The organism is Streptomyces sp. NPDC002676 (assembly GCF_053592455.1).
Window position 1 is genome coordinate 178324 of record NZ_JBSFVT010000011.1, and the last position, 25536, is coordinate 203859.

The window sequence follows — 25536 nt, forward strand, 5'->3', positions numbered from 1 at the left end:
GATCGGCCCGAAGCGGGATGACCCCCGCGCCATTGGCCCGAAGCAGGATGACCCCCGGGCGATCGGCCCCAAGCAGGATGACCCCCGGGCCATCGGCGACCCAGCCGACGAAGGCATCATCGTGCAGGGCGGCATCATCGTGCAGGGCGGCCGGGTCGCCGGAGGCGGCGGTGGGGACGATCCTCGGGCCATCGGGCCCAAGCAGGACGACCCCCGGGCGGTGGGTCACGGGATCATCGTTCAGGGCGGGCGTACCGGCCACTCGAAGAAACCGCGACCGAGGAGGGCCGCGAAGCCGAAGCTCCTCGCGTTGATCATCGGCGGCGTGATGGTGGTTGCCGTCGGCGGCGTGGTCGTCGGGCAGCGGCTCGGCAACGACCCGGCCGCCACCACGCCACTGGGTGTGGCCAGCCCCTCCAGTGGCGTCTCAACCAGCCTGTCTGGCGCCTCTGCCGCCCCGGCCGCGAGCCCGGCGTCCACGCCCAGCGCGAGCGACTCGCCCAGCAGGGCGCACTCGCCCACGGCCGACCTCTCCACCCCGCCCGCCGAAAGCGACAGCCCCGATCAGGGGACCACCGAGTCGCCGAACCAGGCGCGGCTGCCGAGGCAATCGAACCCGCCTTCCCCGGCAGCCGTGGGGGTGCTGGCGCTTCGTTCGACCGACGTCCAGGAGTACTGCGCCAACGGCGAGTGGCCGAACAAGCTGGTCGTTCTCAACACCGGCAGCGGCAATCTCGACTGGACGGCCGGCGGGCTGCCCGCCGGGGTCACCCTCAGCCAGAGCGGAGGGTCCCTCGCCGGGAACGCCTCGCAGGAGATTGCGCTGGACGGCCGGACCGAGCAGCAGCCCGGGAACGGCCAGTTCACGATCAGCTTCTCCAGCAACGGCGGCAGCGCCCAGGTGACCGTCCACTGCTCCTGAACGGCATGCGGGGCTCGCGGTGCGGCTTCCTGCCACCACGAGCCCCTCGCGTCCGCTGGATGCCGTCGATGATCAGAGGGTTCGGCTACTTCTTGTTGATGCAGGAACCGGGTTGGTGGTCGAACAAGGCGTCCTCGATACGCGCGATGTGTTCCCCCCAAAGCCGGTTCGAAGCCAACCGTGTGATGGCCCGTGAGCATCTGCCGGTGCAGCTGGCCTGCCGGGTGCTGCATGTCGCCGAGTCCGGGTACTGCGCCTGGCGGGACCGGCCGCCGTCGAACCGCCTGGTCGAGCACACCTGGCTGACCGAGGCCATCGTGGGTGATTCCGGGCCTGTCTTTCGCGGAAACGAATCGAGATAATCTGAGCCGAAAGATGCGATTGGCTTTTCTCAGGCAACGAAAGGGTCGTGGAGGCCTAGGGCCTCATGCCACGGCGAAAGTAGTGCGGATGCCTGCGCCATGCTAAACTTGGCTGTAGTTGCAGTTGTGGTTCCCGAAACTTCAAGTGCCTTGGCGGCTGTATGTCGTCGGGCATTTTTGTATCTCCGGTGCTTATCCGGACGGGGTTCATTGTGGCAACGCAGGGGTTCACACGGCGTGGACCCGCGGGCACTGCCCCCAAGGAGATGTGACATGGCTACTGGCACCGTCAAGTGGTTCAACGCGGAAAAGGGCTTCGGCTTCATCGAGCAGGACGGTGGCGGCCCTGACGTCTTCGCCCACTACTCGAACATCGCCGCCCAGGGCTTCCGTGAGCTGCAGGAAGGCCAGAGGGTGAACTTCGACGTCGTGCAGGGCCAGAAGGGTCCGCAGGCGGAGAACATCACTCCCGCCTGACGCCGAGGCGTATGAGATAGCTGGAGCCCCGCCTTGCGGTGGGGCTCCAGCTTACTGTTTTTTGCATTCCGATGGAATTCTTTTAGTCTCACATCCGGCTCGTTCTTGCAATTCATCCGGCTCGTTCCTGTCGGGAATTCCTCGATGCGCGCCCTGTCGAGGAAGGTTCTCCATGAGCCGTTCAGCTCGCACGAACGACCGTTTCCGTCCACGAGGTCAGGGCCGCCCCGGCGCCGGTCCAGGTGGCACCGGGCGCCGTCCCTCCGCACCACAGGGGGAGTTCGCGCTGCCGGTCACCGTCACCCCGCCCCTCCCCGCGGCTGAGACCTTCGGTGAACTGGACATGCCGGTCGAGTTGCTGAAGATGCTCACCAGTCTCGGCCTGAACGAGCCGTTCCCGATCCAGGCCGCCACGTTGCCGAACTCCCTCGCAGGGCGCGATGTCCTGGGCCGCGGGCGCACCGGATCGGGCAAGACGCTCGCCTTCGGCCTGGCGCTCCTCGTGCGCACGGCCGGGCAGCGTGCCGAGTCGCGAAAGCCGCTGGCCCTGATCCTCGTCCCCACGCGCGAACTGGCCCAGCAGGTCACCGATGCGCTCGCCCCGTACGCCCGGTTGCTGAAGCTGCGGCTGGCCACTGTGGTCGGCGGCATGTCGATCGGCAGGCAGGCCGGCGCACTGCGTGCCGGGGCCGAGGTGGTCGTCGCGACCCCTGGCCGCCTCACGGATCTCATCGAGCGCAAGGACTGCCGTCTGGACCGGGTGAACATCACCGTCCTGGACGAGGCCGACCAGATGGCGGACATGGGCTTCATGCCGCAGGTCACCGAACTGCTGGACCAGGTACGCCCCGACGGCCAGCGCATGCTGTTCTCGGCCACGCTGGACCGCAACATCGACCTCCTGGTCCGTCGTTACCTCCATGACCCGGTGGTCCATTCGGTCGACCCCTCGGCGGGCGCGGTCACCACGATGGAGCATCACGTGCTGCAGGTGCACGGCGCCGACAAGTACGCCACCGCCACCGAGATCGCTGCCCGCGACGGGCGCGTGATCATGTTCCTGGACACCAAGCATGCCGTCGACCAGTTCACCAAGCACCTGCTGAGCAGCGGCGTGAAGGCCGCGGCGCTGCACGGCGGCAAGTCGCAGCCCCAGCGCACCCGCACCCTGGCACAGTTCAAGACCGGCGACGTCACGACGCTGGTGGCCACCAACGTCGCGGCTCGGGGCATCCACATCGACGACCTCGATCTCGTCGTCAACGTCGACCCGCCCACCGACCACAAGGACTACCTGCACCGCGGCGGCCGTACGGCCCGCGCCGGCGAGTCCGGCAGTGTCGTCACGCTGGTTCTCCCCAGCCAGCGCCGGGACCTGGCCCGTCTCCTGTCCGACGCAGGTATCAGGCCGCAGATCACGCAGGTCCGCTCCGGCGAGGCCGAGCTGAGCCGCATCACCGGCGCTCAGGCTCCCTCCGGTGTCCCCGTCAGCGGCAGCGGGACGGTCGCGGAGCGGCCGAAGCGCGGCGGTGCCCCCTTCCGCGGTCTGGGCACCCGGCCGGGGAGGGCCGGCGGCGGCGAGTCTCGCCGGTCTGCTGAGGCCCGCCAGATTGCCGAAGCCCGTAAGGCCGCCCGGGTCCGTCGTGGCGGATAGGTCGACAATGGCCTCCGTACAACCGCGAGCCCTGACCGTCACGTCGGCGGCCGTCACCACGTAGCCGATGGCCCAGCCTCCGACGCCCTTGCCGAGGCCGGCATCCGCTGGTCCTCATCCGCTGGGACCTCGAGGAAACGAGGCTCTGGAACGGGGAGTCCGAGGCGGGCCGGGGAGCGTCCGCGAACCTTGCCGCTGGCGCGCCGCACGCTCATAAACACCCATGAGCGCCAAGGAAGCCGGCGGCCATCGTTGTGTGCGTGACTCAGGCAGGCCTGCGCCACACGGCGATGTGCTTCGTGGAGTTCTGGGTGAACGGCGCCCCGTCCCAGTCCGCAACGCGCCGTTCCAGCTCGAGCCCCGCGATCCGTGCCATCAGGTCGCGCTCAGCCGGCCACGCGTACCGGTGACGGGAGTTGCCGCGGCGGTAGCGGCTGTCGTCGTCGCGGGTGAAATGGCGCGTGGATGTCGAGGTGGGACGCCAGTCTCCGTACCCGGAGAAGTTTCGGAAGGACGCTGTCGTACACCGCGGCGGTCGAGCGCTACCTCACCGGCGCGGGCATCGCGAAGTCCTTCGCGCGGATCTACCGGATCTCGCTGACGACTTGGGGATGGATGCTCGCCGGCGAACCCGCGCCGACCGGATCCGCCGGGGCGCAAAGCCGCCGTCTTCCCCGTCACCGTGATCGACGACCCGGCACTGCCGGAGGCCCTGGCCGAACTGGCGGCAGCGCGGGCGGACGAGATGGACGCCGACACCGTCAACCGTGAACTGTCCATCGCCCGCAAGGCGATGGGCTGGTGGCAGCGCCAGGGCTGGATCGACTGCGAGCCGACGATCGGCATCGAACGGCGGCCGGCACCGCCCGACCGCACCAAGGCCCTCGCCGAGAACCAGATCACCGAACGAGGTGCTGTGCCTGAACGTGGAAGACCTGTACCCGCTGGACAAACGCGGGAAGATCACCGCGAAGGGCGGGGCCACGGAGTGGATCCACTGGCAGTCTGGCACCGCCCAACTCCTGCCTCGCCTCATCGCCCCCGTACCCGCGGCCCGCTGTTCCTCACCGACGGCAAGGCTCCTGCCGGGACGCCGACATTGGACGTGTGCCCCGAGACCGGCCGTGCCCGGCTCTCCTACCGCCGGGCCGAAGAGATCTCCGAGGACCTCAAGAACTGCTCGGCCTCCGAGGTCGCCGCGATGATCGAGGGCGTGCTGCGGCACTGCACCGAGATGGTGGTGGACCGGCAGTACACCGACACCCACGGCGCGTCCATCGTCGGGTTCGCGTTCGCGCACATGCTCGGCTTCAACCTGCTGCCCCGGTTGAAGAACGTGGGCTCGGCCCGGCTGTACCGGCCGGCCGCCGGGGAGGGCGAGACGTGGCCGCACCTGGTGCCGGTGCTGTCCAGCAAGACGATCGACTGGGAGCTGATTCGCCAGCAGTACGACCAGATCGTCAAGTACACCACCGCGCTTCGCCTGGGCACGGCCGAGGCCGAGCAGGTGCTGCGACGGTTCACCCGCGGCGGCCCGAAGCACCCGACCTACCGGGCGATCGAGGACTGGGGCGGGCGGTGCGGACGGCGTTCGTCTGCGACTACCTGGCCGACCCGGAGCTGCGGCGGGAGATCCACGAGGGCCTGCAGGTGGTGGAGAACTGGAACTCCGCCAACCACGACCTGTTCTACGGCAAGGACGGGGATCTGACCGGCGCCGACCGGGAGAGCCAGGAGATCTCGATGCTCGCTCTGCACCTGCTGCAGGCCGCCCTGGTCCACGTGAACCCCCTGCTGCTGCAGGAGGTCCTGGCCGAGCCGAAGAGGGTCGAGCGCCTCGGCGACGCCGACCGGCCCGCGTTGTCCCCGCTGTTCCGGACACACGTCAACCCCTACGGCCGGTTCGACCGTGGTCATCCCCGGCCAGCGGGCGGACGCACGGCAGACGGCGCCCGCCCAGGAGAGCACCGGGCAGTGGTAGGACAGCGGTTCGGGGTCGAAGCCGTCTGCCGCGGCTTCGACCCCGAACCCCTTGGTCACGGCCGGGCGGTTGGAGGGCCGGGCCGACGCCGAGCCAGCGGCCGACGTCGATGGTCGGCTGGCGGGCCGGCCGCCCATCGACCAGGCGGTGTCGATTGAGGACCGGGGGCTCTTCAGGCTCCGTGCGGTGAGTCCGATGAGCGTTGTTCTTCTTGCAGGGGAGCCTCCCAGGTGGCGGTGATGTCGCGGGCGACATCACGTAGGAGGTCGATCAGCATGTCTGCGAGTGGTGTGAGGCTGGCGTCGGCTTTGGTCACGGCGTAGAGCTGGCGGTAGGGCCTGGGGTGGGCCAGTTCGCGATGGGTGGTGCCGGGCGCATGGGTCAGGGCCAGGCGCGATACCAGAGCCACGGCGCTGCCTGTGCCGACGAGGGCCTGGACAACGTCGTAGGACTCGGTCTCGAACCGCACGGTGGGGGTGAAGCCGGCCCCGCGGGCAGCGTCGTGGAACTGTTCGCGGGCGGCATGGCCAGCCAGGATGGAAACCCACGATTCGTCGCGCAGTTCTTCCAGGCGAAGTTCGCTGTCCACAGGCCGCCCCGTGGCCAGTGAGTGGTCATCGGGGAGAACCACGACCATCGGGTCCAGCAGGAGCGAGTGGGCGCGTAGGTGCGGGGGCGGCGCGAGCGGCGTGCCCCAGGACGCGACGATGGCGAGGTCCAGGCGCCCCGCGCTGATCTCGTCCGCTCCGCGTCCGGACACCACGTCTACGACGGAGACGTCGGCGTCCGGATGGCGGTGCCGCAGGGCCGTCAGGGCGGGCGGCAGCAGGTGCAGGGCAGCCGCCTGGAACGTTCCGATGCGCAGCCGTAGGGAGAGGTGACCGAGCAGCGCGGCCAGTTCCGCCTCAGCCTTGTCCGACGCCTCCTCCACGGTTCGACCGTGGGAGGCGAGCAGCGCACCAGCCGCGGTGAGCTTTGCTCCGCGAGGACCACGGATGACCAGGGGCACCTGCCAGTCGCGCTCGGCCTTGGCCACCTGCTGGGTGACCGCCGCGGGCGTGAGCTGGAGGGCGTGAGCCGCCGCCGTCAAGGAGCCGTGCCGCTCGATCAATGCAAGAAGCCGGAGCTGTCCCGGATCCACGAGCATTCAATAATGCTAACACTGCACCCTTCTTCTTTAACTTCTCTTATAAGTGCGGGAGAGGAAGCCTGGTGGTGCACCCATCGACGCGATCCCTGGAAGGGGTCTTTGCCCATGCCTACGCATGTGCCCGTTTTCATCGCCACCACCTTGCTCCTGGCGATGCTGCCAGGCGCGAGTCAAGCCATGATGATCCGGCAGGTCCTGGAAGGCGGGCAACGTACAGTCCGAGGCACGCTCGCGGGCAACGCCACCGGCTTCCTGCTGTGGTCCACGGCCGCTGCGGCCGGGCTGTCCGCTGTCCTGCTGGCCAGCCCGCGCGCGTACGCGATACTCCGGATCGCAGGCGGCATCGTGCTGATGATCCTCGGGGTGAACACGCTGCGGACCGCGCTCACCACCGCCTCCACCTGTCCGCCCCGCGAGGGCGGGCGCCGCACCGGCTTCGCGGGTGGATACCTCACCGGCCTGAGCACCAACCTCGGCAACCCGAAGGCCGGCGTGTTCGCCGTCTCGGTCCTGCCCCAATTCGTGACGGCGAAGGGCCCGGTGTTCCTGTCGACCGTCGCCCTGGGAGCCCTGTGGGCCCTCGTCAGTGCCTCCTGGTACCTGCTGCTCACCTGGGCCGTCGGACGAGGGCGCGCCTTGGTATCGCGGCCGACCGTCCTGCGGGGACTCAGCGTGACGACCGGCGTCGTCCTGCTTGGGCTGGGGGCCGCGGTGGCAGCCGGTGTCTGAGTGCCGGGCCGGTACTTCTTCCGGCAACCGACCGCGCGGGCCATCTACCGCCCTTGTGTACCGGCAGCCATGCAGTTGCCCTGCACGGCCGGTGGCGACGAAGCGCACCAAGACGGTCGCCCCGGCTTCACCGCCCACTCAGGCCCGGATAGATCCCACGCGGGAGCGAGGAAGCCGATGACGCACGCGATGACACCGGACGGAACCCGCATCGCCTACCAGCTCCAGGACCAGGGGACGCCGCTGGTCCTGCTGGCGGGCCAGGCCAACAACCACCACTGGTGGGACGCGATTCGCGCCGACTTCCATCCCGCTCGCAGCACCCTCACGATCGACTACCGCGGCACCGGCGACAGTGCCAAGCCCGACACCCCCTACAGCACCGAACTGTTCGCTGAGGACGTCATCGCCGTCCTCGACGAACTCGGCATCGACCGGGCCGACGTCTACGGCACGTCCATGGGCGGACGGGTGGCCCAGCAGCTTGCGGCCCGCCACCCCCATCGGGTAGGCGCCCTGGTCCTCGGCTGCACCTCACCCGGCGGCACGCACAGCGTCGAACGCGGCAACGACGTCCGCCAAGCCCTGACGCAACCTCAGCCCGGAGCCGCGAGACAGGCCCTGCTCGGGCTGATGTACACCCCCCAATGGCTCGCCTCCCACCCCGGCCCGCACCACACCCTCGGCGACCCCGGCATGCCTGCCCACGCCCGGCGCCACCACCTCGCGGCCAGCAACCGGCACGACGCCTGGGACCTCCTGCCGGACATCAGCGCACCCACCCTGGTCCTCCACGGAAGCGACGACCTGCTCAACCCCACCGCCAACGCACACCTGCTCGCCGACCGCATCCCCAACGCCCGACTCCATCTGATCCCCGAAGCCCGGCACGCCTACTTCGAGGAGTTCCGCACCCACGCCAGCCCCCTCGTCCTGGACTTCCTCACCACCGCGTACAAGCCGTAGAACAGCGCAGCCGATACTCGGACACCCTGCACCCGGGATACCTACCGTGCACCGGCGACACCCCGGCCGGACTCTCACAAACGGTCCTTTCCGGGAGCAAGATCGGAAACGGTCGTCGGGGCCGACGCGGATGCCCGATCGGTTCTCAGAACTCGTTCTCACGCAACTGGCGCCCGACCCCTGTTCTGGGAATAGTTTGTGAGGCATTTCGGGTGTGACGGGCCCTCAGGACACCATCGAGAGCGACGCCGACGACGTCGAGCGCCACGACTGCCCGCGCTGTGGCGTCCAGCCCGGTTCGCCCTGCGGCCCGCGCTCGGGTGCGGTCGCCGGGCTCTACCACACCGGCCGCTTCAAGAAGGTGGCCCGGCTCGCCAAGCTGCTGCGGGTGCCGACCCCGGTCGACCGCGGCCCCGGACAGCCCTGGCGGCCCGGCACCCCGCCGCCGGCCGCGCCCGAGACGGACACCCCGGGCGCGGAGATCCGCATCGGGTACGCCCGTTGCGGCCACCTCACGCAGGAGCTGCAGTCGCAGCCGAACGCGCTCAGCGCGCACGGCATCCGGCGCGACAAGATCTTTTCCGAGAAGATCAGCACCCGCGTCCGGGTCCGCCCCCAGTTCGAGGCCACCCTCGCCCTGGCCCGCGAGATCAAGGCCCATGCGCCGCACTGCCGGGTGCTGTTCACCGTCTACGAGATGAGGCGGCTCGGCCGCGACGCTGCCGAGCTCACCGCGCCGGCCGACCACCTGACCGCCCACGGCTTGGTCCTGGAGATGCCGGCCGGCCCGCTGCCCGGCATCTACGACCCCTCCGGCCCCGGCCGGATGCTCTTCGGGTTCTTCGCCGCGATGGCCGAGACTGAGCGCGAGAGCATCCCTGAAGCCACCCTCGAAGGACTCGACGCCGCCGCCCACAATGGCAAGCACGGCCGCCGGCCGCCCGTCATCAACGACGAGATGCTGCACACCGTGCTTCGGCGCCGGGCGGCGGGCGAGTCCGTCGAACAGATCCGCCCCGACCTGATCGTCCCCACCGGCAAGCGCAAGGGCCAGAATCCCGGCCTGGCCAGCATCTACCGGGCGCTCGCCGAGCACGAGAAGCGCCAGGCATGCCCCGAAGCCGTCGAAGCGGCCCACGCCGACTTCGCCGCCCTCCAGACCGAAGGCGCTGCCCGGTCACTCTGAGCTACTTGTCACTTCGCCGGAGCTACGGGAGGACAGGACCTTCTCACCGGCACCCCGACATCGCCGAGATTGTCCGCCAGTTGCAGGACGAAGGGCAGAAGGTCGACCCGGAGGGCCTGGCGCAGGTCTCGCCGTACCTGCCCGAGCGCATCCGCCGCTTCGGCGAATACTCCACCCACGAGCTCGCCGACAAACCCGACGCCTACGACCCGCACCTGGACGTCGACTCCACCCCGATCCGCGGCGACGGCCCGCCGGCCGACGGATTCAGCCAGGCCGCGTGAGCCGGCCAAGGGCCGGATGCCTGAGCTGGCCTGGCGCGTGTCGGCGAGCACCTCGGGGAGCCCTGGCACCGCGTCCGAGGGCTGATCGCGGGAACCGGGTTGAGGTCACAGCAATCGGTCGACCAGCCCGTCGACGTAGTCCGGGGTGAGCGGGACCATGCCGAACAAGACGCGGATATACATCGGGGCCAGGATGTGGTCCAGCACGTCGAACGCGTCGAGTGCGGGCTCGCCACGGTCGCGGGCGCGATCGAGCATGGACTGCAGTTGCCGGGTGCGTTCGGCGCGGAGGTCGGCACCAGCCTGCAGGCCCTGCTGACCGCTGCTCGACAGGGCGAAGGCCAGGTGCAGCACCGCCGGACCGTCGGGTCCGGTGATCTCGCGGGCCACTTGGGCCGCGTACGTGCGCAGGTCGCCGGCGAGGCTCCCGGTGTCGGGCATCGGCGACTGTGCATTGAGGCGGGTGAGCGCCACCTCGCTGAGCAGGGTCTCCAGGCTGCCCCACCGGCGGTAGATGCTGCTGTCGGCCACGCCCGCGCGGGCCGCCACCTCGCCGACGGTGAAGTTGCCGTAGCCGCGCTCGCTGATCAGTTCGGTGACGGCCTGGTGCACCTGCGCACCGACGCGGGCGCTGCGCCCGCCGGGCCGCCGGGCCCGCTCCTTCTCGTTCATACCCCCACCTTAACGCAGCCAATGCTTGCGTTTACGGGTGACGCCCCGTACAGTCGCCTAACGCAGTCACTGGCTGCTTTAAGGCGCTCAGGTGCACCACCGGCCCCGTCGGCCATGGCCGGGCGCGACCAACGATCGAGAGGAATCCCCATGGCGGCTTCGCCTGCGGCCGTAGGCAGTCGTTCACACCGGGCCGTGCTGCTCACGGTGACCTGCCTGGGCCAGTTCATGGTCCTGCTCGACAACACGATCGTCGGGGCGGCGCTGCCCGATATGCAGCACCGGCTGCACACTCAACTGACCGGTCTGCAATGGATCGTCGACGCGTACGTACTGCTGGTCGCCATGCTGCTGCTGTCCGGCGGTGTCTTCGCCGACCGGTTCGGCCGCAAGCGGGTGTACCTGACCGGTGTGGCGATGTTCACCGCCGCGTCGCTGCTGTGCAGCCTCGCGCCCTCGCTCGGCTGGCTGGTCACCGGCCGGGTGCTGCAGGGCATCGGGGCCGCGGCGCTGAGCCCGGCCTCGCTCGCCCTGCTCGCCGCCGCCTATCCCGTGCCGCAGGAACGCGTCAAGGCGATCGGGCTGTGGGCCGGACTCAGCGGAATCGGCCTGGCCGCGGGACCCGTGGCCGGCGGTGCGCTGACGGACGCTTTCGGCTGGCCCGCCATCTTCCTGGTCAATCTGCCCATCGGCGTGGTCCTGCTGCTGGCCGGTCTGCGCAGCCTCGAAGAGACCCGCAATCCCGGCGCCCCCGCGATCGACGTCCCGGGGACGGTGCTGTCCGTTCTGGGTGTGGGGACGATGACCTACGGGCTGATCGAGGGCGGTGCCCGCGGCTGGACCTCGCCGCTGATCCTGGGCAGCTTCACCGCCGCGGTGATCCTCCTCGCCGCCTTCGTCGTCGTCGAAGCGCGCCGGTCCGCGCCGATGCTGCCGCTGCGGCTGTTTGGGCAGCGCCTGTTCACCGTGTCCAACACCGCCATGGTCGTGGTCGGGTTCGCGCTCATGGGCTCGTCGTTCTTCTTCTCCCAGTTCTTCGTGTACGTCCAGGGCAGCTCGATCCTGCGCGCCGGCCTGCAGACCCTGCCGGTGTCCCTCGCCATGGTGATCGTCAGCCCGTACGCGGGCCGGCTCGCCGCCCGGTACGGCTACCGCATCGTGGTCACCACCGGCCTGGCCCTGGCCGGCCTGGGACTGCTGGCGCTCGGCACGGTGCACGCCGACACCGGCTACGGGAACGTGTGGTGGCGGCTGGCAATCGTCGGCACCGGCTTCGCCCTGACCATGTCTCCACTGACGGGAGCCGCCATCCAGGCAGTCAGCCCGCAGGAAGGCGGCCTCGCCTCAGGCATCAGCAGCACCACGCGGCAGATCGGCGCGGTGCTCGGCGTGGCGGTACTCGGAGCCATCGTCCGCACCCGGCAAGCCGACGGCGCCTCCTTCGAGACCGGCCTCGACAACGCCTTCCTCGCAGCCGGAGCCGTCACCCTGGCCACCGCCGTGTTCACCGGCCTGTGGCTCGCGAGGTCCAAGGTTGTGGAAGGCTCCACGGCCCCGCAACGGGCCACCGATCCAGGTGCGGTCACCACCTTGAACGAGGCATCCGCGAACAGCCCGCACTAGGCCAAGATCATCCCATGGCCCGTTTTCTGCCGTATCTGGGACACACCCCCACTGGAGAGGAACCGCCTCCACGATGCCGCCCACTCCCGCTGACCCCACCGTGCTCCACCCGATGCCCGAGCACCCGCGCGTGATTCTGCTCAAGCAACTGGTGAAGTCGCCGCTGATCGAGGTCGGTGACTTCACCTACTACGACGATCCGGACGACCCGACCGTGTTCGAGACGCGCAACGTCCTGTACCACTACGGGCCCGAGCGGCTCGTCATCGGCAAGTACTGCGCGCTGGGGACGGGCACCCGGTTCATCATGAACGGCGCCAACCACCGCATGGACGGTCCTTCCACCTTCCCGTTCCCCACCATGGGGGGCTCCTGGGCGGAGCACTTCGACCTGATCACCGACCTGCCCGGCCGGGGCGACACCATCGTCGGCAACGACGTGTGGTTCGGCCACGGCGCCACGGTCATGCCGGGCGTACGCATCGGGCACGGCGCGATCATCGCCGCCGGCGCCGTGGTCACCGGCGACGTCCCCGACTACGGCATCGTCGGCGGCAACCCCGCCCGGCTCATCCGCACCCGCTACGACGCTGCGGACATCGCCCGGCTCCTCGCCGTGGCGTGGTGGGACTGGCCGCTCCAGCACATCACCGAACACATCCGCACGATCATGTCCGGCAGCATCGACGACCTGGAGAACGCGGCGCCCGGGCACGTGGAAACGGAGCGTCTGGACCCAACAGCCCCCAGTGCCACGGACCGTTGAACGAACCCGGCCCAGGACGACCTGCGCGGTGACCCGCTCCCCTATCCGCGATCCACCATTCCAGCACCGAGAATCGAGCTGTCAGCATGCCTGCTTCGCCCCACCACAACCCGTTCGCCGACTGGCTTCGCACCCACGCCGTCCCCCTCGACCACCTCGACCCCGAGGCACCACTCGACGATCTGGAGCCGCTGCGCGCCATCATCGGCGACGCACGTGTCGTCGCGATCGGCGAAAGTTCCCACTTCATCAACGAGTTCGCATCCATGCGCGAGCGCATCCTGCGGTTCCTGACCGAGCGCTGCGGATTCACCGTCCTGGCCTTCGAGTACGGCTTCAGCGAAGGCTTCCCCCTTGACGCATGGGCCCAGGGTGAGGGGACGAACGACGACCTGTCGGCGCACCTTGCCGGGACGATCCCCGTGGGAGTCGACGAGCCGCTGCGCTGGATACGCCGGCACAACCAAACCGCCTCAACACCGGTGCGCTTCATAGGCATCGACATCCCGGCGGCCGGTGGTTCCTTGCTTCCCGCCCTGACCCCGGTCGCCGACTACCTTCGCCGGATCGATCCCGAAACCCTGCCGGTCGTCCAGGAGGCGATGCGGATCGCCGAATCGTTCGCCGGTGGCTCTGCGGCCGTCGCCGCGCCCGCGTGGGCACGCCTGGCCACCGCCGAACAGGACGCCCTCAGCGCGACCCTGACACGCCTGCTCATCCGGTTCCGCTCCGTCGAACCGCTGTATGTCTCCCGCGCCGACCAGCACAGCTACGACATCGCCTTGCGCCGACTCGAAGGCGCCTGCCACGCCGACTACACCTTCCGCGCCATGGCCGACCTCTTCGCCGGTAAAGGGCTGACCGCCGACACCTCAGCCCGCGACGTCTACATGGCCGAGTCGGTCCTGTGGCACCTGGACCGCTTCCCACCCGGCACCCGCGTCGTGCTGGCGGCTCACAACGCCCACATCCAGAAGACACCGGTGTCCTTCAACGGCCACCTCACGGGGCTCCCCATGGGACAGCACCTGCACCGCGCGCTCGGCGATGATTACTTCGCCCTCGGCCTGGCGAGCACCACCGGACATACCGCAGACATGCCCCGCGACGAGAACACACCCTTCGGCTTCACCATCGACGCCACCGCCCTGGAGCCGGCCGAGCCGGGAAGCATCGAAGCCGCCTTCGCCGACGCCGAACTCGGGCTCAGCATCGCCGATCTCCACCAGGCACGCCCGCAGGAGGCCCATGGAAACGCCGACCTTGCCCCGGGCCCCGACCGCATCCGGATCCAAAGCGCATACCTCCACACCCCCGTCCTTGAGGCGTTCGACGCCATCCTCCACACCCCGACCTCCACCGTTGCCGACAACCTCGAAAACATGTGAGACGGGCCAATGACCCGGGCGGTGAGGCCAAGCCAGGCTCCCGAGGCGGTTGGGCCTCCAGTGCGGCCGGGTCAGTGACCCGAGTGAACGCATAGAAGGGCACTTGCTCAGCCCCGTCAGAATCCGTGTCTGCCGGACCTCATTCGGGAAGGTGCGCCCTTCGCGCGCCCGGCCCGAGGCCGATCCACAAGTCATGAGCATTGCTGCGCACGACGGCGCCACTGTCAGTGGTGCGAACTAGTGTGCGGGAAGTGGTCGGAACTCTTCCCTCCACACCACAGACAAAGGGAGACTCGTATGCCCGCCGGTCGCTTGACCCGCAGAAGAGCACTGCCCGTCGTCCTCCTGTCCGCCGTCGCCCTGCTGGGCGCCGGGAGCGCCCCCGCTGTTGCGGACAGCAGCGTCCCGCTGCCGATCTCCTCGGCCTCGGACATCGTGGTGGACAGTGTCCATCAGCACCTTTTCATCAGCGACCCTGCTGACAACAGTGTCCTCGTCACCAACTACGACGGCTCCGTCGTCACCGAGATCCCTTCGCAGTCCGGCGCGGCAGGGCTCGCGTTGTCGGGGGATTCGCGGGATTTGATCTACGTCGCGTTGCCGGATGCCAACGCCATCTCGGTGATCAACACGTCCACACTTCAAGAGATAACCCGCCGTTCCACCGGCGTCGGCATCCAGCCTCGGCACCTGGCCTTCGTGGCCGGCAAACTGTGGTTCGGCTACGACACCTCACTTCAGGGCAAGCTCGGCTCCCTCGACCCCACCGACTGGTACGTGGCACTCAATCAGGACGGAACCCATTCGTGGAAGTCGGCGCCGCTCCTCGCGTCTTCTTCGGGGGCTCCAGGAACGTTGGCGGCTGGAGCCACCGGACCGAGCTCGACCGAGCTGCAGGTCTACGACGTCTCGTCCGGCACCGCGGTATCGACGGCATACGCCTCGGACCCCGGCGGTCAGGGCAGCGGCAACCTGTCGGACATGGCCCTCACCCTCGACGGCAAGCAACTCGTCACTGCCGGTACTTCGCCCCAGTCCGCCCCCGTTCTCCGAACCTCGGACCTGAGCGTGGACGGCACTTACGCAACCAGCGGCTCGCCGAACGCCGTGGCCCTTTCCCCGGAAGGCAGAGTCGCCACCGGCATGGCCGGGCCGGCGTCGCCGGACCTTTCCGTCTTCCTGCCCGGCAACTCCAGCGCCCTGCAGAACACCGATCTGTCCGACGACCTGGTGCCTGCCGGGCTCACGTGGGATCCGTTCAACAACCGCCTCTTCGCCCTCACCCAGCCCAGCGGCGGAGGCCCCGTCACGCTGCACGTGGAAACGCCCGCGAAGGCCGACACCACAATGGCGCTCCAGGTTCCCGCCACGGGCAAACGCGGCAGGCAGCTGACCCTGAACGGTACGCTCAGCTCGCCCATCGCCATTCCGGACGCAACTGATGTCAGCGTGACTCGCACGGACTCGGCCTCGCCCAACGGCGTCACGGTGGGCACGGCCAGCGTCAGCAGCCTGAACACCTTCACGATCACCGACACCCCGCCGGTGGCAGGGGTGGTCACCTACACCGTCACCTACACGGGTGACAACGCCCACAACGGAACAACCGCTACAGCTACGGTCCAGGTCTCCAAGTAAGCATGTACAGCACTCGCAAACCGATCAGGTAACCGGACGTCAGACGTGCTGCCCGGGTGTCATCGAGACCGGGCAGCACGCTTTCCGGATTCAGTTCTGGTTCACAGGCCAGACCGCTGCCGGGTCGCAGTGGGCCGGGCACGCCTGCAGGTAGACCTCGTTGCCAAGAAACAGTGAGTACGTGTCGGCGCCGACGCTGTAGGGCTGCTCTGGTTGGCCGGGGTGGACGGCGAACTCCATGTCCTCCGGCACCTGGCAGAGGTACACCAGCTCGGCGCCGCATGCGCACCTGTAGTACTCGGGATCCTGCGCCCAGGACGGCGTACCGCCCACCTTGAACGTCTGGGCTCCGAGCCCTCGCGAGTTGGGGGTGTCCGTGAATGGGTGCAGCGCAAGCGGCAGTGCGCGCAGGGACGGTTCGGCTTCCGCCGCCGGCAGCGCCGCGTGGCGCTGGAGCAGCGCGCGCCAGAAGGGGCGCGGGTAGGGCGGCTGCGGAGCGTCCCAGTACCGGGGTACGAGCCGGCCATTGGCCAACTCGGGGTTGGATGCGTCGTTGTGCGCACGGCAGTGGAAGACCAGCAGGTGGTCGCCACTGAAAAACTCCACGTCCTGGGGTATGTCGAGTTGGAAGAACAGAGCCATCCGCTCGCCGCAGAAGCACTCGGGCCATTCCTGGGTGTCGTCGAGGAAGGGCCAGCCGCCCACTGAGTTCCGCATCGGCCGGTCCAGCGGCTCGGTCCCGACCTCGACCACGTGGGCAGGCAGCACCGCACGCACCTTCCTCACATCACGTTCGACCACCCGCTCACCCTAAGGGCTGTCCAGCGCAGTGTCGGCAAGTTGGTGACCATGCTGCGGCGTGAAGGCTCGGACACGGTCCGGCGGGGCCGGCCATGGGGCCTGCCGCTGGAAGACCGGGTGCTACGGGTCGCGGCGTACTGGCGCACGAACCTCACACTGCGCCAGCTCGCCCTGCTCTTCAGGGTCTCGAAGTCCACGGCCGACCGCATCAGACGGTCGAGCATTCCAGAAGTCGCCCGTCGGTGGTGCCAATGAGCAGTCGGCCAGGTTCGGCGACGGTCAGCGCGGTCGCCACGACGGGTATTCCGGCAACAGCCAGGTGCCGACGCCAGCGGACGTTGCCGTCACGAAGATCGAGCCCGACGATCTCGCCGTCGTCGTACGTGACGTAGACGGTCTCCGTGTCGTGGTCGAGGGCCGTGGCCTTCCGGTCTGTCCGAAAGACCCAAGTCGGTTCTGTACGGGCCATCGCGCGCCGTACGACGAACGAGCCGCCGGGCTGCAACCCGTGGCCGTGATAGACGGTGCCGGCATAAATCAGGTCACCGTCGGAGGTCTCCACGCCGGGGCCGGCGAAGTGTGTCTCACCTGGCTGCCAGGAGTAGGGAAACAACTGATGGACCTCCGCCTCCCTTGGCTCACGCGGACGTTCGGCAACCGGTATGGACCCCAGTTCCGCTGCTGTAAGCCAGGCTTCACCTGGCCCAGGGTTCTGTCCGCCCTGGGTGCAAACGGTCTCCCGAAAGTAGATCCGGCTGCCACGCCGGATACGCAACCTGCTCCGCTCCCCGTTGCGCCCAGCAGGTGCGAGGGCGGGCAGGCCGTCAGCACATCGCACCAGGGACACCGAGCCGGAGGGAGTGAGGTGGTCGAGCTGCGCCCCGTCCTGGAGTGCGAGCCGGACCACGGCCTGAGCACGCTCCTCCCACGGAGGCCGCACCAGACCAACCCAGGCCGATCGCTCATCTGCGGCGATGACAATGTCACGGCCGCCGTCGCCGTCGTCCAGGACAGCCCACTGCCGTCGCCCCGAGGGCAGCCAGGACTCCAGCCGGATCCCGTCGAGCGTCGCCACGATCCTGCCGTCGGACAGCTTCTCGACCGCGCGGAGGTTGCGCCGCGGATCCCAGTTCGTACTCAGACCGGAGACCGTCCGGCGGGCATCCTCTCGACGGTCGGTTCGCGGGGCCGCCACCCGCGGTCCGGCCAGATCATGTCCGGTGATCGACCGGGGCGGTACGACCCTCCAATCGGGCCGATGCACCACCGCGACGTGCCCCGCGCTCCACGCACTTTTGTCCTGCCAGTCGTCCGGCGGTGCCATCAGCACGCGCAGTTCCTGTTCGCTGAGCCATTCCAGACCCAGGACCTGGCGGCCGAGCTCGTGTTCGATGAGGGACGTGGCGCTGCCCGTCTCCAAGTCCAGTAGGAGCAGTTCCCCTTCGAAGAAGTAGCCGCCGTCGTAGTCGCCCGTGCCGGCTGCCAGGAGGGGGAGCCTGGGGTGGAAAGCCATCGCGTGCACGGGATAGCGCGCACGGAGAAGGGCACGGCAGGCCAGATCATCGGTGCCGTAGACACCAACCGGCGCAGTACTGCCGAACTCTTGCACGCCCGCCACTGCCACGTGCGTGCCTGCCACTGCCAGCAGGCCGCGGCCCTCGTCGTCGACGGCGAGGACGGGATCACCGACCTCGGCGAAGGGACGGTCACCGAGGATTCGGTCGATGCGGAACGAGATGGTCATGGTGGTGATCTTCTCAGCGGCCAAAAGCTGCGTGAAGCTACGGACTTCAAGAAGCCGAACAGAAGAACTTGACGGGGAACGCAACGAACATCAGCCGCGATGCCAGGGCGCCGCTGGTCACCGCCGCCAAACGGCACGGCATGCCCGCCGTCGCCGTCTTGGAGGGCTTCACCCAGCAGCAGGTTCAGCCCGGCCAGGGTGTACTCGATGCCGAGCCGGCGGCGCACGACCTCGGCGATCCCCGCCGGCGTCCGGCACTGGTCACTTCAGCCGGACGTGGCCGGGCCTGCATCCAACACCGATGGCAGAAGGCGGAGTTGTCCCGCATTCGAGCTTGCACCGAGCACCGCCGGGGCCCTTGGAGGTCAGAGCCTGCCGACCGCCCGAAGCCAACGCCCGCCGCCAGCGGTTCGCCGACATCCGTGTCACCCTGAACCGCCGGGCCACCACCCGGTCAGTGGCCCCCGCTTCGATCAGGTCAGTAGCCGCGAGCCGGACTCGTTCACGTCGAGCCCGTTCCTCGGCCGTCATTCCACCGCCATCGGCACAGCGCGGCCGACACCAACCGTCAGATCTCTAGCTGTTGAGGGACAGGAGGTTGTTGACGTCCGAGCGGGACTTCACTTCGTCGTAGCAAGTACTGGAAGATCGCGGTGCGCCCAGACGTTGCCTCCAGATATGAAGATCAGCGAAGCCTCCAGAGTCAGCGGCGTGAGTGCGAGATCGTTGCGGCACTACGAGGATGAGGGCTTGATCGTCCCTGGCCGTTGCAGCAATGGGTTCCGCGACTACTGCCAGTCCACTATCGACCGGGTCTTCGTCATCCGCTCGCTGCTGGAGTCCGGGCTGCCCGTGCGGCTGATCAGGGAAGTTCTGCCCCACCTCACTGACGGCCCCGATGCCGGCACGGATGCGGTGTGCGCGGAGTTCCTGCACGAGGTGCAGAGCCATCGCGATCGGCTCGCTGCACGCATCGCCATTCTCAGCAATCAGCAGGCGGCACTCGACGCCTACCTGAGGGAGGCCCGCCGCTCTGATCTATAACCGCCACTTGACCTTGACGTAAGTGTCAGACTCCTACGTTCGGCGCATGGAGATCAACGAGCAGCAGCACACCGCTGAGCAGACGGTACGAGCACTGGTCCAGAGGTCGCACCGGGGACCGAAGGATCTGACCCTCACGACCGATCACCGCCACCCCACCCCAGGGCCCGGCGAGTACCTGATCCGCGTCGGCGCCGCCGGGGTCAACTTCGCAGACGTCATGCAAACCCATGGCATCTACGGAGGAGGCCCGCAGGCGCCCTACGTGGCAGGCTTCGAAGCCGCCGGCGCCATCGTGGGTGTCGGCGCGGGGATCGAACGCCCATTGCCAGTCGGCACGCACGTCGTCGGAGCCGGCCCGGGCGCCTTCGCGCAGTACATGACGATGCCGGCCGCGGGTGTACTTCCCGTGCCTTCCGGCTGGAGCGACGCCGAAGCCCTCGGCCTGGTGCTGAACTGGGCAACCGCATTGGCGGCGCTGAAGCCGTTGGGCGAGATCAAGACGGGTGATGTGGTGCTCGTTCATGCCGCGGCCGGAGGCGTGGGGCAGGCCGCCGTCCGACTCGCCCGCCACTACGGTGCGCGCGTGATCGCCACGGCGACACCGGCCAAGCACGACACCGTAAAAGCGCTCGGCGCTGAAGAGGTCCTGGACAGCCGACGCCCCGATCTGGCCGCGGAGATCACCCGCCTGACCGGCGGTGTCGACCTGGTGCTGGAATCGGTGGGACAGGCCACGTTCGAGGTCAGTCTTTCGGTCACGAAACCCTTCACCGGACGCATCGTCGTGTTCGGCGCCGCTTCCGGCGATGCCAGCCTCAGCACGCACGACCTGGTCTTCACCCACCAGGTCCAAGTCAAGGGCCTGCACATCGGTGCGCTGGCGGCCGCGGCCCCGTCCATCTATCGATCGTTGCTCGTCGAGATCGAGGCACTCATCGCTCACGGCGTGTACCCGCCCGGCACCCCCCAGGTTCACCCCCTGGCCGAGGGGCCAGCGGTGCTGCAGCAACTCGAAGCAGGCCATACCCGCGGCAAGCACGCACTCGATCCCTGGCGATAGGAACGCCTGTGACGCACCGCAATGCCCCACTGTCCCCCGAGGGTCGGCCGGGCCTCGTGCAACGTTGCCAGCACCGCGACCGGCGCTGACCTCGGGGCCAGGATCGAGGCACTCCGCCGTGCCGAGAAGTGGTCGGCGTCCCGGATCGCATTTGAACTCCAGGCCGAGGCCGGTTCCTCGACCCCGACGGCGACACGAACCAAGACCCGCGGAAGACCACCGCTCGTCGTCCCGGCCACGTGGTCCACATCGACGTGAAGAAGGTCGGCCGGATCCCAGACGGCGGTGGCCGGCCAGTCCACGGACGCGGAAGCCAACAGGCCATGAATGGCTGCGTTCACTTTCAGGGACAGCGTTTGTTGATGAGTTTCAGCAGCAGCTGGTGATCTTCGCCGAGATTGGATCTTCGGCACTTTCCGTGATGCCGGGCCCGGCGCTCGGCGCCGGGCCCGCGCCCCGGACTGCTTTGGCTCAGCCCAGCGGGTCCATCAGGGCGGTGACATAGGCATCCAGCCGCTCCTCCACGGCTCGCGTCGTCAGCTCTGCCCTCCCTGCCTGGCGCCATGCCTGCGCCACCGACTGCACTTCTTCTGAGCACGCCAGTCCGTCCCGCACCCACCAGTACAGCCGCTCGCTCGCGTCCGCGGCCAGCACCCCACCGGCCTCCTCATACGCCTCGGCGAACCGCAGACCCCACGCCGGGCCGTGCAGCAGCGCGAGATTGGTGGAGCAGTGCGCCACATCGAGATCCGCCGGGCCCCAGGAGGTAGCCGCCCAGTCGACGACGCCGGTGATCCGCGCACCCGCTGACCTTGAGGGCAGCACGTCGAACAGCACATTGCCGGGTTGGAAGTCCCGGTGCAGGAACCGCCCTTCATAGGGCGGCGCGGGCCCCCGGATCACGTCGATCGCCGCGGCCCATACCGCCGCGTCGGCACCCTTCGGAACCACGACGGTGTCGGCGGTCGTCAACGCCACATACTCCCGGGGCCGCTCGGCGGGCCGCAACGCGTGGATCGCCACGAGTTGACGGGCCAGCAGAGGGACGCGCGTCTCCAATCCCTCATCGTCGAGGACCGTCCGGCCCGCCAGATGTGTCATAAGGAGCGACGGATACTCGCAATGCGCGGCGGTCGGATCAACCGCGACCAGCCCCGGAGCCGGCACGCCAGTCCCCGCCAGCAGGTTCAGGGCGCCGGCCTCCCTGCTCAGCCAGTCCTCGGCGCGCGCCACGTAGAACGGGTCGACGAAGGTCCGCAGCACCAGGTCACGGGTACCTCCGTCCTGCGTGCCGATGGTCAGCCTCCGCATTTCGGCAGTGATGCCGCCGTGCAGCGCCTCGATTCTGACGATCCGTTCGCCGACCTCCAGATGCCGGCTCACCCAAGCCAGTGTCAACGGTCGGACGGCCGCCGCCCCATCGTGGTTGGTCACCGTGCCACCTCATCATCCGGACGGCAGCACGCGCAAAAGCTTTCAGCGGCATGACCAACACCTTTCCCTGGACCATCTTGATGCTGGCCGGTCAAGCACTCAGGTGCTGTCAAGACTCGTGGACGGCCCAGGGAGCCGTAGCGGCCGATGTGCAAGGTGAAGGGCGGCGGCCCGCTTCCAAGCTTCGCCCAGTCACCCGTGAAGACCGGCTACGTCGTCCAGCAGAACCAGCAGAACCAGCAGAAGGCAGCTCACGGCCGATACGCCGCACGAGACTCGGCCCACGTTCCGCCAGAAACTCGACCGTGACCACCGCGGGCGCGGCCATGTCGAAACGGAACGTGGCCCGCATCGGCAGCCGGGTGAATTCATCGAGCATCTGGACCAGGTCCAGACACAGCGACGGCACCTGCTCGGCAACCGAACACACCGGCAGTTGCGCCTGATCAGGATGCATGACGGGAGTTCCCTCTCCGTGGGACGAAGCCTGCGCCATCAACTCTTCGCCAGGTGTCCAGCCGCGCACATCGGTCACTTGATGGCCGAAGAAGGCAGGAAAGGAGGGAAGTTGACGGTGCGTTTGGCACCGCCGCGGGCCGTGCTCGTGCGAGCCGAAGATGAGGATTCCGCCACCGACTGGCACCGCGCGGAACGTGACGTAAGTCAGCAGGACATGACCTAAGTCAACAGCGAACCCTCATCCCGGAGCCACGAGCCGGTGCCCGTGATGGGCCGTTTTGCCGACGTCCAGGTGGAGGAAGACGCCCACGTCGTCGATGTTGTACAAACCGTTCTCCCGAACGAGGTTCGTGCGGTGCTGGCCGGGGCGATGGTGCCGTCCACGCGCATCCACGTTATGCAGACCTGCCGCCCGCAAGCGGCCGGGGGTTGCGCCAGGCCAGGCGGTAGTCGGACCTCTTATCAGCGTTTCAAACGGCGCCCCACGGGCCCGGTGACACCACCCTCCAGGACCGCGTCCGAATGGCCCACTGCACTGGCCCGCAACAGGCGCAGGCCGGCGGTAACGCCTACCGTCGCCAGGAGCAACAGTTGAAGCGCTGCAGACGGAGACAGGGCCGTAAGGAGACGGAGCATGGCGGAACGCCAGCCAGGGGCGCGCGGTGCTAAAAGAGGCCTGAGCCGCACCGCAGGGACCTGCGTGATCGCCGTGGGGTTCGCTTTCGCGAGCTGCCCACCCCCCGCCGCCGCGGGTTCACGACCGGACCGGGCGCACCTGTGCGCGACGAAGCCCGCGCCCCCGACCGGCAGTGCGACCACCCCGCGGCCGATCACTTCGGGCAGCCACGTATGGAGCTTCGTCTCCGAGCCAGGCCTTCACCCCCAGCGGGTCACGGTGACTGCGCACAAGCCCGGGACGGCTCGCGGCAAGATCTTCGTCGGCCCCTATGCCATCGGCACCGCGGTGGTCGGTCAGACGGGGGCACTGATCTCTGACAACTCCGGCGATCCGGTCTGGTTCCGCCCCCTGCGCTCCCCTGACCTTCAGAACGCGGACTTCAAGGTTCAGACCTATCACAATCCCAGGACCGGGAAGGCTCAGCCAGTGCTGACCTGGTGGCAGGGCTCCATCGCCATTCCGCCCACCTATACGAACCTGCCGGGTGGCGCTCCCGAGCCGGGCGGGTGCTACTACATCGTCGACAATCACTACCGCCTGCTCAAGACGGTCTTCGCGCATCACGGCTTCTATCCGGACGAGCACGAGTTCCTGCTGACCCGCAGGGGGACCGCACTGTTCATCGCGACCAAGCCGGTCCGCATGGATCTCACCCGCTACGGGGGGCCGAAGGACGGAGCCATCCTGGACAGCGAGATCCAGGAAGTCGACCTGGAAACGGGAAAGCTCGTCTTCTCATGGGACCTGCTGGATCACCTGAACCCTGCCGGTTCCGAGGTGTCGGCCTCCGACGCGGCAACGTCAGGCGGGGTCTGGGATGCCTACCACTTGAACTCGATCGACGAGGGACCCAGAGGGGAGCTATTGATCTCGCTTCGGAACTTTTGGGCGATCTATGGCATCTCCAAGAAGACCGGAAGGATCCGGTGGCAACTCGGCGGCAAGAAGAGCAACTTCACCTTCGGCCGCAACGCGCACTTCTACTGGCAGCACGACGCGCGGTTCGGGGGGGACAACAAGATCAGCTTGTTCGACGACGGCTGCTGCAACCAACCGGACGGCACACCGGAACAGGAGTCGCACGGCCTGATCCTGAACCTGGACTTCGACCACCGCCGCGCGACCGCCGCGCGGACCTACTACCACCAGCCACCGCTCTTCTCGGCGTCCCAAGGGAACACCCAGGCCTTGGACAACGGCAACAAGTTCATCGGATGGGGCCAGAGCTCGTACTACTCGGAATACGCCAACGGGGGAAACACGGAGGGCAGCGGCTCGAAGAACCTGCTCTACGACGCGAAGATGCCAGGCTCTAACATCTCGTACCGGGCCTTCCGGGACCAGTGGGTCGGCAAGCCCTACTATCCACCGAGCGCAGCGGCGAAGACCGACGCAGGGAACAGCGTCGTCTACGCTTCCTGGAACGGTTCGACGCAGGTCAGAGCGTGGCGGGTGCTCGCAGGACCAGACCCCAATTCTCTGTCGGTGGTCGTGCGACACGCAGGACGGACCGGGTTCGAGACGGCGATCCCGACGGGCGATCCAGGACCGTACTTCCAGGTCAAGGCGTTGGACGAAGAGGGTCACGTCCTCAAGTCCTCCGATGTCGTGACCCTGTCCCACTGAAGGCCGGCCCATGACCGAGCCCATGACCGAGCCCATGACAGAACCACGTCCCGATCCCGACCGTCGGACCCACCTGGGAATGCGGCCTGGCGAACTCGACGGCAAGTGGTATGCGAAGTACTGGAACCCGGTGATGGCTCCACTGCCGGAGCACATCAAGGAGGCGATCGATCTCGGTCCGCAGGCGCCCCCTCTGTGTCTGAACCTGGACGACGCGGGAACACTGAGCGAGTCCGGCCATCAGGATCTCGAGAACGGATACAGCCTCTTCGACGACGGCTCCATGCACATCGCCGTATCAACTCATATGCCGAGGGTGTCCCCGGACATGATGGACTGGTGGTTCTGGTGGCACACCAGGGAGACCGAGCGGTACAAGCTGTGGTACCCACGTGCCCACCTGTACGCGGAATGGTCCGGCGGCACCGCGGACCGGAGCGCTTCCTACCGTGAGAGGTATGTCGGCGGCACGTCGTTCGTCGACGAGTACGTCGGTAACGTGCTGGGTGAGCTCGCTATTCGCTTCGTCCGTCCCAGCAGTCCGGGATTCAGCGAGGACAGGCTCGATCCGGAGAAGGCGACTGCGATCTGCGCGAGAGTCGGATTCTCGCATGTCCCACTCGACTGGGGCCATCTGGTCCATTACGTGCGCCGGGTGAACGATGGCGCCGAGATGCGTTCGCGCTTCTGGATGGGCGGGAATCACGTCGCCTGCCGCGGAGGAGCCTCCCTGACCGGTGAACTCGAAAAGGCCGCGGAAGCCGTGAGAAATCTCGGAGACGGGCAGGCCCGCGCCATGGTCGTGCACTGCTCGCAGGAGATGAACCACCTCGCCGTGTTCCTGCCGGACATCTTCGACGAGTTCAAACGCCGTGAACAGGTGTGAAA

General features: G+C 68.2%; 21 protein-coding genes and 5 pseudogenes. 19 read left to right on the top strand and 7 right to left on the bottom strand.

What is annotated here, in order from left to right; genetic code table 11:
- The 4 genes and pseudogenes from ACWD3E_RS27720 to ACWD3E_RS27735 form a co-directional block, all read left to right on the top strand.
- Positions 1 to 922, top strand: a pseudogene (locus ACWD3E_RS27720) (hypothetical protein); the annotation flags it as partial.
- 59 nt (positions 923 to 981) lie between these two features.
- Entirely contained in the window at positions 982 to 1284 is a 303-nt protein-coding gene (locus tag ACWD3E_RS27725; RefSeq protein WP_451390285.1) for a hypothetical protein, read from the top strand.
- 273 nt (positions 1285 to 1557) lie between these two features.
- Positions 1558 to 1761 carry a cold-shock protein gene (locus ACWD3E_RS27730; protein ID WP_451355274.1) on the top strand — a complete coding sequence of 68 codons (204 nt, stop codon included), beginning with the start codon at positions 1558 to 1560 and terminating at the stop codon, positions 1759 to 1761.
- A 172-nt stretch (positions 1762 to 1933) separates the two neighbouring features.
- Positions 1934 to 3415, top strand: a complete 1482-nt coding sequence (locus ACWD3E_RS27735; RefSeq protein ID WP_451390286.1) for a DEAD/DEAH box helicase — start codon at positions 1934 to 1936, stop codon at positions 3413 to 3415.
- 265 nt (positions 3416 to 3680) lie between these two features.
- On the opposite strand, the pseudogene ACWD3E_RS27740 reads toward ACWD3E_RS27735, so the two are convergent.
- Positions 3681 to 3878 (bottom strand): annotated as a pseudogene (locus tag ACWD3E_RS27740) (SAM-dependent methyltransferase); the annotation flags it as partial.
- Between the two features lie 738 nt (positions 3879 to 4616).
- Between ACWD3E_RS27740 and ACWD3E_RS27745 the strand changes: the two are divergent.
- A pseudogene (locus ACWD3E_RS27745) lies at positions 4617 to 5554 on the top strand (Tn3 family transposase).
- 14 nt (positions 5555 to 5568) lie between these two features.
- Here ACWD3E_RS27745 and ACWD3E_RS27750 read toward each other — a convergent pair.
- The gene (locus ACWD3E_RS27750; protein ID WP_451390287.1) at positions 5569 to 6543 is read right to left on the bottom strand and encodes a LysR family transcriptional regulator; all 975 of its coding nucleotides are present in this window, start codon (positions 6541 to 6543) and stop codon (positions 5569 to 5571) included.
- Positions 6544 to 6651: 108 nt separating this feature from the next.
- Here ACWD3E_RS27750 and ACWD3E_RS27755 point away from each other — a divergent pair, with 108 nt between their 5' ends.
- The 4 genes from ACWD3E_RS27755 (at position 6652) to ACWD3E_RS27770 (ending at position 9711) form a co-directional block, all read left to right on the top strand.
- Positions 6652 to 7275: a LysE family translocator gene (locus ACWD3E_RS27755; protein ID WP_451390288.1), complete on the top strand. Its 624-nt coding sequence runs from the start codon at positions 6652 to 6654 to the stop codon at positions 7273 to 7275.
- Positions 7276 to 7452: 177 nt separating this feature from the next.
- Entirely contained in the window at positions 7453 to 8241 is a 789-nt protein-coding gene (locus ACWD3E_RS27760) for an alpha/beta fold hydrolase (protein WP_451390289.1), read from the top strand.
- 214 nt (positions 8242 to 8455) lie between these two features.
- Positions 8456 to 9427, top strand: coding sequence for a recombinase family protein (locus ACWD3E_RS27765; protein ID WP_451390290.1), 972 nt, complete (start codon positions 8456 to 8458; stop codon positions 9425 to 9427).
- A gap of 80 nt (positions 9428 to 9507) precedes the next feature.
- Positions 9508 to 9711, top strand: a complete 204-nt coding sequence (locus ACWD3E_RS27770) for a hypothetical protein (RefSeq protein WP_451390291.1) — start codon at positions 9508 to 9510, stop codon at positions 9709 to 9711.
- A 105-nt stretch (positions 9712 to 9816) separates the two neighbouring features.
- Here the strand turns inward: ACWD3E_RS27770 and ACWD3E_RS27775 are convergent, their stop codons facing one another.
- A complete protein-coding gene (locus ACWD3E_RS27775) occupies positions 9817 to 10383 on the bottom strand; it encodes a TetR/AcrR family transcriptional regulator (protein ID WP_451390292.1) in 567 nt (188 codons plus the stop codon).
- A 150-nt stretch (positions 10384 to 10533) separates the two neighbouring features.
- Here ACWD3E_RS27775 and ACWD3E_RS27780 point away from each other — a divergent pair, with 150 nt between their 5' ends.
- The 4 genes from ACWD3E_RS27780 to ACWD3E_RS27795 all read left to right on the top strand — a co-directional run bounded on the left by ACWD3E_RS27780 (position 10534) and on the right by ACWD3E_RS27795 (position 15798).
- Positions 10534 to 12006, top strand: coding sequence for an MFS transporter (locus ACWD3E_RS27780; RefSeq protein ID WP_451390293.1), 1473 nt, complete (start codon positions 10534 to 10536; stop codon positions 12004 to 12006).
- Positions 12007 to 12079: 73 nt separating this feature from the next.
- Positions 12080 to 12772: a CatB-related O-acetyltransferase gene (locus ACWD3E_RS27785; RefSeq protein WP_451390294.1), complete on the top strand. Its 693-nt coding sequence runs from the start codon at positions 12080 to 12082 to the stop codon at positions 12770 to 12772.
- Positions 12773 to 12858: 86 nt separating this feature from the next.
- Entirely contained in the window at positions 12859 to 14160 is a 1302-nt protein-coding gene (locus ACWD3E_RS27790; protein WP_451390295.1) for an erythromycin esterase family protein, read from the top strand.
- 297 nt (positions 14161 to 14457) lie between these two features.
- On the top strand, positions 14458 to 15798 hold the full coding sequence (locus ACWD3E_RS27795) for a hypothetical protein (protein WP_451390296.1): 1341 nt from the start codon (positions 14458 to 14460) through the stop codon (positions 15796 to 15798).
- 90 nt (positions 15799 to 15888) lie between these two features.
- Here ACWD3E_RS27795 and ACWD3E_RS27800 read toward each other — a convergent pair whose 3' ends face one another.
- Entirely contained in the window at positions 15889 to 16566 is a 678-nt protein-coding gene (locus tag ACWD3E_RS27800) for a hypothetical protein (RefSeq protein WP_451390297.1), read from the bottom strand.
- A gap of 81 nt (positions 16567 to 16647) precedes the next feature.
- On the opposite strand from ACWD3E_RS27800, the gene ACWD3E_RS27805 reads away from it, so the two are divergent.
- Entirely contained in the window at positions 16648 to 16854 is a 207-nt protein-coding gene (locus tag ACWD3E_RS27805) for a helix-turn-helix domain-containing protein (protein ID WP_451390298.1), read from the top strand.
- On the opposite strand, the gene ACWD3E_RS27810 is transcribed toward ACWD3E_RS27805, so the two are convergent.
- Together ACWD3E_RS27810 and ACWD3E_RS27815 are read right to left on the bottom strand one after the other, a co-directional pair.
- Positions 16808 to 18343, bottom strand: a complete 1536-nt coding sequence (locus ACWD3E_RS27810) for a PQQ-binding-like beta-propeller repeat protein (RefSeq protein WP_451390299.1) — start codon at positions 18341 to 18343, stop codon at positions 16808 to 16810. The two genes, ACWD3E_RS27805 and ACWD3E_RS27810, sit on opposite strands and share 47 nt — an antisense overlap.
- A 173-nt stretch (positions 18344 to 18516) precedes the next feature.
- Positions 18517 to 18874, bottom strand: a pseudogene (locus ACWD3E_RS27815) (helix-turn-helix domain-containing protein); the annotation flags it as partial.
- Between the two features lie 147 nt (positions 18875 to 19021).
- Between ACWD3E_RS27815 and ACWD3E_RS27820 the strand changes: the two are divergent.
- The 3 genes and pseudogenes from ACWD3E_RS27820 to ACWD3E_RS27830 all read left to right on the top strand — a co-directional run.
- Positions 19022 to 19387: a MerR family transcriptional regulator gene (locus ACWD3E_RS27820; protein ID WP_451390300.1), complete on the top strand. Its 366-nt coding sequence runs from the start codon at positions 19022 to 19024 to the stop codon at positions 19385 to 19387.
- Positions 19388 to 19433: 46 nt separating this feature from the next.
- Positions 19434 to 20450 carry an NADPH:quinone oxidoreductase family protein gene (locus ACWD3E_RS27825; RefSeq protein WP_451390301.1) on the top strand — a complete coding sequence of 339 codons (1017 nt, stop codon included), beginning with the start codon at positions 19434 to 19436 and terminating at the stop codon, positions 20448 to 20450.
- A gap of 12 nt (positions 20451 to 20462) precedes the next feature.
- Positions 20463 to 20770: pseudogene (locus ACWD3E_RS27830) on the top strand (hypothetical protein); the annotation flags it as partial.
- A gap of 151 nt (positions 20771 to 20921) precedes the next feature.
- On the opposite strand, the gene ACWD3E_RS27835 reads toward ACWD3E_RS27830, so the two are convergent.
- On the bottom strand, positions 20922 to 21884 hold the full coding sequence (locus ACWD3E_RS27835; protein ID WP_451390302.1) for a phosphotransferase family protein: 963 nt from the start codon (positions 21882 to 21884) through the stop codon (positions 20922 to 20924).
- A 1093-nt stretch (positions 21885 to 22977) separates the two neighbouring features.
- Between ACWD3E_RS27835 and ACWD3E_RS27840 the strand changes: the two genes are divergently transcribed.
- Together ACWD3E_RS27840 and ACWD3E_RS27845 are read left to right on the top strand one after the other, a co-directional pair.
- Positions 22978 to 24648 carry an arylsulfotransferase family protein gene (locus tag ACWD3E_RS27840; protein ID WP_451390303.1) on the top strand — a complete coding sequence of 557 codons (1671 nt, stop codon included), beginning with the start codon at positions 22978 to 22980 and terminating at the stop codon, positions 24646 to 24648.
- 10 nt (positions 24649 to 24658) lie between these two features.
- Positions 24659 to 25534 carry a DAPG hydrolase family protein gene (locus ACWD3E_RS27845; RefSeq protein ID WP_451390304.1) on the top strand — a complete coding sequence of 292 codons (876 nt, stop codon included), beginning with the start codon at positions 24659 to 24661 and terminating at the stop codon, positions 25532 to 25534.
- The last annotated feature ends 2 nt before the right edge of the window (positions 25535 to 25536 follow it).

Bases quoted from the DNA above. Each gene is read 5' to 3' on its own strand.
- ACWD3E_RS27725 (WP_451390285.1), top strand. From the start codon at position 982: ATGCCGTCGATGATCAGAGGGTTCGGCTACTTCTTGTTGATGCAGGAA.
- ACWD3E_RS27730 (WP_451355274.1), top strand. From the start codon at position 1,558: ATGGCTACTGGCACCGTCAAGTGGTTCAACGCGGAAAAGGGCTTCGGC.
- ACWD3E_RS27735 (WP_451390286.1), top strand. From the start codon at position 1,934: ATGAGCCGTTCAGCTCGCACGAACGACCGTTTCCGTCCACGAGGTCAG.
- ACWD3E_RS27750 (WP_451390287.1), bottom strand. From the start codon at position 6,543: ATGCTCGTGGATCCGGGACAGCTCCGGCTTCTTGCATTGATCGAGCGG.
- ACWD3E_RS27755 (WP_451390288.1), top strand. From the start codon at position 6,652: ATGCCTACGCATGTGCCCGTTTTCATCGCCACCACCTTGCTCCTGGCG.
- ACWD3E_RS27760 (WP_451390289.1), top strand. From the start codon at position 7,453: ATGACGCACGCGATGACACCGGACGGAACCCGCATCGCCTACCAGCTC.
- ACWD3E_RS27775 (WP_451390292.1), bottom strand. From the start codon at position 10,383: ATGAACGAGAAGGAGCGGGCCCGGCGGCCCGGCGGGCGCAGCGCCCGC.
- ACWD3E_RS27780 (WP_451390293.1), top strand. From the start codon at position 10,534: ATGGCGGCTTCGCCTGCGGCCGTAGGCAGTCGTTCACACCGGGCCGTG.
- ACWD3E_RS27785 (WP_451390294.1), top strand. From the start codon at position 12,080: ATGCCGCCCACTCCCGCTGACCCCACCGTGCTCCACCCGATGCCCGAG.
- ACWD3E_RS27790 (WP_451390295.1), top strand. From the start codon at position 12,859: ATGCCTGCTTCGCCCCACCACAACCCGTTCGCCGACTGGCTTCGCACC.
- ACWD3E_RS27795 (WP_451390296.1), top strand. From the start codon at position 14,458: ATGCCCGCCGGTCGCTTGACCCGCAGAAGAGCACTGCCCGTCGTCCTC.
- ACWD3E_RS27805 (WP_451390298.1), top strand. From the start codon at position 16,648: ATGCTGCGGCGTGAAGGCTCGGACACGGTCCGGCGGGGCCGGCCATGG.
- ACWD3E_RS27810 (WP_451390299.1), bottom strand. From the start codon at position 18,343: ATGACCATCTCGTTCCGCATCGACCGAATCCTCGGTGACCGTCCCTTC.
- ACWD3E_RS27820 (WP_451390300.1), top strand. From the start codon at position 19,022: ATGAAGATCAGCGAAGCCTCCAGAGTCAGCGGCGTGAGTGCGAGATCG.
- ACWD3E_RS27825 (WP_451390301.1), top strand. From the start codon at position 19,434: ATGGAGATCAACGAGCAGCAGCACACCGCTGAGCAGACGGTACGAGCA.
- ACWD3E_RS27840 (WP_451390303.1), top strand. From the start codon at position 22,978: ATGGCGGAACGCCAGCCAGGGGCGCGCGGTGCTAAAAGAGGCCTGAGC.
- ACWD3E_RS27845 (WP_451390304.1), top strand. From the start codon at position 24,659: ATGACCGAGCCCATGACCGAGCCCATGACAGAACCACGTCCCGATCCC.